Below are 5,926 nucleotides of genomic sequence, written 5' to 3'. Positions count from 1 at the left end.
GTCCCGGAGCCCGAGCCCGAACTGGCCGTCGTCAGCGCCGCAGCACGCGGCAGCCTCAACGGCCACGGCGACTACGGCGTGGCCACCGAGCCGCCCGCCCCCGCACCCGACCCGGAGGCGCTGCGCGCCCTCGTCATCGACGTCCTGGAGCGCCGCCACGGCGACGTGGCCGGGACGCTCGCCGAGGTCAGGGCCGCGGGCCACGTCTGCGACGAGGCCGAGATCCAGCGGATCAGCGACAACCACTGGTTCCCGTACGCGGTGTACCGGCTGCTCGCCAAGCACCACGGCGACGGCGAACTCGTCGCCGCGGAGCTGACGTCCCAGGGCATCGTCTACGACCGGGCCATGCTGGACGAGCTCGTCCGCTCCTGGCGCGTCTGACGGCCAGGCCCATACCGCGAGAACAGGTACGGTCCCTCCCCGGCGCCTTCGGGGACGGGACCGTACCCGTTCCCGTCCGCGCCGCGGTCCGCGCCTACCCGCCGCGCCGCTGCTCCCGGTACGGAGCGGTGCGCAGCCGCGCGTGCAGGCCGCCGGCCACCCGCAGGACGTGCCCGTTGAGCTGCGCCGCCGACGACGACGCCAGGTACAGCGTCGCGTCGGCGACGTCCTCGCGCGCCAGTTCGCCGGTCATCGCACTGACCCGCGGCGGACCGTCGAAGACCTTGAGCCCCTCGGTGTCCCTGCAGTACCCTTCCACCCCGCCCGTCACGAACCCGTGACCTTCGCCGCGCTCAGGACGAGCGGGCCGTGGCGACCGCGGCCTGGCCGAGGCTGATGCCGCCGTCGTTGGGCGGGACGCGGTGGTGCGTCAGCACATCGAAACCCGCGCCGGCCAGGCCGGACACCGCGCGTTCCAGCAGGAGCATGTTCTGGAACACGCCGCCGGACAGCGCGACCATGCCCAGCCCGGTCGTGTCCCGGAGGCGGGCCGCGGCGTCCACGACCAGGGCCGCCACGCCGTTGTGGAACCGCGCGGAGATCAGCGGGACCGGAACGCCCGCGCCGAGGTCGGCGACGACCGCGTCCACCAGGTCGCCCCCGGCCACCGTGAACTTCTCCGCGCCGCGGATCGCCGCCCGGTAGGCGGCGCGTTCGGACGGGTCGGCGCGCTGCTCCAGCTCGATGGCGGCCTGGCCCTCATGGCGGACCCGGTCGCGGACGCCGAGGACGGCCGCGACGGCGTCGAACAGGCGGCCCATGCTGGAGGTGAGCGGCGCGTTCACCCGGCGGCGGGCCATGGCGGCGACCGTGTCCCAGCCGGGCCGGCGGGCCACCGGCAGGTCGTCCGGGACGCCGTACGCGGCCGCCATCCGCCACGGTTCGCGGACCGCCGCCGCGCCGCCCGGCATCGGCACCGGCTCCAGGTGCCCGGCGCGCTCGAAGGAGTGCAGGTCGGCGACGAGGAACTCGCCGCCCCAGAGGGTGCCGTCCGTCCCGAAGCCCGTGCCGTCGAACGCGACGCCGATGACCGGGCCGGAAACACCGTTGTCGGCGAGGCAGGACGCGATGTGCGCGTGGTGGTGCTGGACGGCGATGGCGGGAAGGTCCTGCTCCAGCGCGTACTTGGTCGACAGGTACTCGGGGTGCGGATCGTAGGCGAGCAGTTCGGGCGTGACGCCGAACAGCCGCCGGTAGTGGGCGATCCCCTCCTCGTAGGCGCGGAGGGTCTCGTAGTTCTCCAGGTCGCCGATGTGCTGGGAGACGAACGCCCGGCCGTCGCGGGTCAGGCAGAAGGTGTTCTTGAGCTCGGCTCCGCAGGCCAGGACGGGGGGTCCGTCCGGGATCGGCACGGGCTCGGGCGCGTACCCGCGGGACCGCCGCACCGGCAGCGGGCGGCCGCGGAAGACCCGGACCACCGAGTCGTCGGCCCGGGTGTGGATCGGACGGTCGTGGATCAGGAACGCGTCGGCGATGCCGTCGAGCCGTTTCAGGGCGTCGTCGTCCCGGTGGACGATCGGCTCGTCGGACGCGTTCCCGCTGGTCATGACCAGCGGCTCGGTGACGAGGAGGTGGTGGAGCGGGGTGTAGGGCAGCATGAGGCCGAGCGCCGCGTTGCCCGGCGCGACGGCGTCGGCGAGGGACGCGGCGGGACGGCGGCGCGCCAGGACGATCGGCCGCTGGGGACCGGTGAGCAGCGCTTCCTCGGCGTCGTCGAGGACGCAGAGCGCGCGGGCGGCCGCCATGTCCGGGACCATGACGGCGAACGGCTTCTCCTCGCGGTGCTTGCGGGCGCGCAGCGCGGCGACCGCGCCCTCGTCCGCCGCCCGCGCCGCCAGGTGGTAGCCGCCCAGCCCCTTGACGGCGAGGACGGCGCCGTCCGCGAGCAGCGCCCGCGCGGCGGCGACCGGGTCGTCCGGCGGGGAGGAGTGCGGCAGCAGGGTCAGCGACGGACCGCAGGCCGGGCAGCACACCGGCTGAGCGTGGAACCGCCGGTCGGCGGGGTCCGCGTACTCGGCGGCGCACGGGCCGCACATCGCGAACCCCGCCATGGTCGTGCGGGGACGGTCGTAGGGGACGTCCGTCACGATCGTGAAGCGCGGCCCGCAGGCGGTGCAGTTGATGAACGGGTAGCGGTGCCGCCGGTCGGCCGGGTCGTGCAGTTCGCGGAGGCAGTCGGCGCAGGTCGCCGCGTCCCAGGACACCAGCGCGCGGCCCTCCCCCGCCTCGCCGCCCGAGCCGTCCGTCGCGGCGCTGCCCACGATGGTGAAGCCGCCGCCTCCCCGCGGGTCCAGGTCGCGGGTGGTGACGCGGTCCACGACGGCCAGCCGGGGCGGGTGGGCGCGCAGGCCGTCCAGGAACCGCCCGACCGCGCCGGGCGCCCCCTCGACCTCGATGAACACGCCGCCCGCGTCGTTGCCGACCAGTCCGGAGAGCCCGAGGCCGGTCGCGAGCCCGTGCACGAAAGGGCGGAAGCCGACGCCCTGCACGATCCCCTCGACGCGGACGCCCACCCGGACGTCCACCTGGCCATTCTTGCCCAGCCCGCGGAACCGGAACCCTGGCGCGTGTCCCCCGGCGGGTGGTGACGCCACGCGGCGTCACCACCCGGCGGTCATTCCGCGCTTCCGGTGTAGGCGGCGATGGTGCGGTCGGCGCACGCGCGGGCGACGGACTCGTCGGCGCCCGACTCGACGTGGGCCCGGTACCAGGCCTCGCCGCTCTGCCGCGTGAACTCCTTGCCCTCCTCCGACATCGCCCACTCCTGGCCGGCCTCCGGCCCAGGCGCGCCCCCGGCCGACATGTGCAGGGCCAGGCCGAGCAGCCCCTGGTCCCAGCCGATGCCGACGGCGGCGGGACCGAACTGCCCCCACATGTCGTCGTCGACGTGGGCGATGTGCTCCAGTTCGAGGCGGGCCCGGCCGTCCTCCTCGGGGGACAGCCGGACCTCGATCCAGCTGGTCATGCCGCCGTACTCCCAGGTGGCGGAGAACCCCTTGGGCGGGTCGCAGCGCTCGATCGTCCCGCTCGCGTTGCCCTCCAGCTCGAAGCGCCCGCCGAGCCGGAGGTCGCCGGAGACGGGCAGGAACCAGCGCCCGACGCGCTCGGCGGTGGTGACCGCGTCCCAGAGGTCCTCGACGTCGGTGTCGTAGACCTGGCTGACCGTGCTCGTCCGCGCCGTACCGGCCTCCAGCACCCGCTCCCCGACCCGGCGCCGGACCGCGTTGATCTGACCCGTCACTTCGACCATGGCTCGCTCGCTCCCTGTCACTCCTGGTTCCGGCGGCGTGCGCGCCTGCCCCGGGCGATCTCCGTCGCCAGGGCGTCGAGATGCGGCGTCCAGAACCGGCGGAAGCGGTCGAGCCACGCGTCGACCTCCCGCAGCGGCGCGGAGTCGACGGCGTACAGGCGCCGCGTCCCCTCCGCGCGCACGACCGCGAACCCGGTCTCCCGCAGCACCTTCAGATGCTGCGAGACGGCGGGCTGCGAGATCCCGAACTCCTCCCGGATGACGGCCGTCACCTCCCCGGAGGACCGCTCGCCGTCTGCGAGCAGCTCCAGGATCCGGCGGCGCACCGGGTCACCCAGCACATCGAATGCGTGCACGACCCCAACCTACAGTCTTCACTTATATAAGCCAAGCCTTAATAACTACCGGCTGCTCGCGGACAGGAGCTCCTCGAAGGAGACGGGGTTCTCGTACGGGTCGGGCTTGGGCGGGGCGGGCCGGTCGCCGATGAGTGCGGCCAGCTCGCGGCCGGCGCGGGCGATGCGCTCGGCCAGCCCCTCGACGGCGCCGTCCGCGCCGCCCCAGTCCTCGGACGCCGCGTACACGGCGGTCGGGACGACGGCGGCGCGCAGGTAGGCGAACAGCGGGCGCATCGCGTAGTCGATGGCGAGCGAGTGGCGCTCGGTGCCGCCGGTCGCGCCCAGCAGCACCGGCTTGCCGTCCAGGGACTCGCGCTCCAGGACGTCGAAGAACGTCTTGAACAGGCCGCTGTAGGACGCGTTGAAGACGGGCGTCACGGCGATGAGGCCGTCGGCGCCCGTCACCGCCTCCACGGCGGCGCGGAACTCCCCGGCCGGGAAGTGCGTGAGCGTCGCGTCGACCATCGCGTGCGCGTGGTCGCGCAGCTCGACCGTCTCGATCGCGACGTCCGCGCCGGCGGCGGCGCCCGCGTCCGGGCGTAGCGCCTCCGCGGCCGCGGCCGCGAGCCGGTCGGCGAGCATGCGCGTCGACGACGGCTGCCCGAGACCGGCGGAGACCACGGCGAGCTTCGTCATCGGACCTCCTCAACGCTCTCGCGCTCCGCGGCCCGGGCCGCGTGGGTGGGCGCGGTCGCGGGGACGTGGGCCGGGCGCAGCGACTCGAACTCCTTGCGCAGCACGGGAACGACCTCCTCGCCCAGCATGTCGATCTGCTCCAGGACGGTCTTGAGCGGCAGCCCCGCGTGGTCGATCAGGAAGAGCTGGCGCTGGTAGTCGCCGAAGTGGTCGCGGAACGTCAGCGTCTTCTCGATGACCTGCTGCGGGCTCCCGACCGTGAGCGGCGTCTCGGCGGTGAACTCCTCCAGCGACGGGCCGTGCCCGTAGACCGGCGCGTTGTCGAAGTAGGGGCGGAACTCGCGGACCGCGTCCTGGGAGTTCTTCCGCATGAAGACCTGCCCGCCGAGCCCGACGATGGCCTGGTCGGCGGACCCGTGGCCGTAGTGCTCGAAGCGCTGCCGGTACAGGCGGATCAGCCGCTGGAAGTGGTGCTTCGGCCAGAAGATGTGGTTGGCGAAGAAGCCGTCGCCGTAGTAGGCGGCCTGCTCGGCGATCTCCGGGCTGCGGATCGAGCCGTGCCACACGAACGGCGGGACGCCGTCCAGCGGGCGCGGGGTCGAGGTGAACGACTGCAGCGGCGTGCGGAACTTGCCCTCCCAGTCGACGACGTCCTCGCGCCAGAGCCGGTGCAGGAGGTGGTAGTTCTCGATGGCGAGCGGGATGCCGTCGCGGATGTCCTTGCCGAACCAGGGGTAGACGGGGGCGGTGTTGCCGCGTCCCATCATCAGGTCCACCCGGCCGCCGGCCAGGTGCTGGAGCATCGCGTAGTCCTCGGCGATCTTCACCGGGTCGTTCGTGGTGATCAGCGTCGTCGCGGTGGACAGGACGAGCCGCTCGGTGCGGGCCGCGATGTAGCCGAGCATCGTCGTCGGGGAGGACGGCACGAACGGCGGGTTGTGGTGCTCACCGGTCGCGAAGACGTCCAGGCCGGCCTCTTCGGCCTTGAGGGCGATCCTGACCATGGCCTGGATCCGCTCCGCCTCGGACGGTACGCGTCCGGTGGTCGGGTCGGGCGTGACGTCCCCGACCGAGAAGATTCCGAACTGCATGCCGGCCTCCGAGGTAGTAGAACTTTCAATCATTCTAGCCGAACAGCGCGACTCGAGATCATATTCCTGGCGGAATCCCTGGTGAGCAGCCGTGCCGGGGGGGCGGG

7 protein-coding genes are annotated in these 5,926 nt (G+C 73.5%); 1 reads left to right on the top strand and 6 read right to left on the bottom strand.

The features are described 5' to 3' along the window. A partial coding sequence (locus tag E1266_RS38535) for a hypothetical protein (RefSeq protein ID WP_165966331.1) occupies positions 1-384 on the top strand: 384 nt, incomplete at its 5' end. Positions 385-478: 94 nt separating this feature from the next. On the opposite strand, the gene E1266_RS34905 is transcribed toward E1266_RS38535, so the two are convergent. From E1266_RS34905 to E1266_RS34880, 6 genes are all read right to left on the bottom strand, one after another. Further along, positions 479-715 carry a hypothetical protein gene (locus tag E1266_RS34905; protein WP_132054490.1) on the bottom strand — a complete coding sequence of 79 codons (237 nt, stop codon included), beginning with the start codon at positions 713-715 and terminating at the stop codon, positions 479-481. A gap of 22 nt (positions 716-737) precedes the next feature. Next, on the bottom strand, positions 738-2,969 hold the full coding sequence (gene hypF, locus E1266_RS34900; protein WP_243719277.1) for a carbamoyltransferase HypF: 2,232 nt from the start codon (positions 2,967-2,969) through the stop codon (positions 738-740). An 89-nt stretch (positions 2,970-3,058) separates the two neighbouring features. Next, positions 3,059-3,694 carry an SRPBCC family protein gene (locus E1266_RS34895; protein ID WP_132054488.1) on the bottom strand — a complete coding sequence of 212 codons (636 nt, stop codon included), beginning with the start codon at positions 3,692-3,694 and terminating at the stop codon, positions 3,059-3,061. Positions 3,695-3,711: 17 nt separating this feature from the next. Beyond that, positions 3,712-4,050, bottom strand: a complete 339-nt coding sequence (locus tag E1266_RS34890) for a metalloregulator ArsR/SmtB family transcription factor (RefSeq protein WP_132054486.1) — start codon at positions 4,048-4,050, stop codon at positions 3,712-3,714. A gap of 45 nt (positions 4,051-4,095) precedes the next feature. Then, a complete protein-coding gene (locus tag E1266_RS34885) occupies positions 4,096-4,728 on the bottom strand; it encodes an FMN reductase (protein WP_132054484.1) in 633 nt (210 codons plus the stop codon). Next, complete coding sequence (locus tag E1266_RS34880; protein WP_132054482.1) at positions 4,725-5,819, bottom strand: LLM class flavin-dependent oxidoreductase; 1,095 nt, start codon at positions 5,817-5,819, stop codon at positions 4,725-4,727. Before E1266_RS34880 ends, E1266_RS34885 begins: the two co-directional genes overlap by 4 nt. Between the last annotated feature and the right edge of the window lie 107 nt (positions 5,820-5,926).

The organism is Actinomadura sp. 7K534 (genome assembly GCF_004348575.1).
GTDB lineage: Bacteria > Actinomycetota > Actinomycetes > Streptosporangiales > Streptosporangiaceae > Spirillospora > Spirillospora livida.
This window is presented reverse-complemented; position numbering and strand designations above follow the sequence as displayed.

Bases quoted from the DNA above. Each gene is read 5' to 3' on its own strand.
- E1266_RS34885 (WP_132054484.1), bottom strand. From the start codon at position 4,728: ATGACGAAGCTCGCCGTGGTCTCCGCCGGTCTCGGGCAGCCGTCGTCG.
- E1266_RS34895 (WP_132054488.1), bottom strand. From the start codon at position 3,694: ATGGTCGAAGTGACGGGTCAGATCAACGCGGTCCGGCGCCGGGTCGGG.
- E1266_RS34880 (WP_132054482.1), bottom strand. From the start codon at position 5,819: ATGCAGTTCGGAATCTTCTCGGTCGGGGACGTCACGCCCGACCCGACC.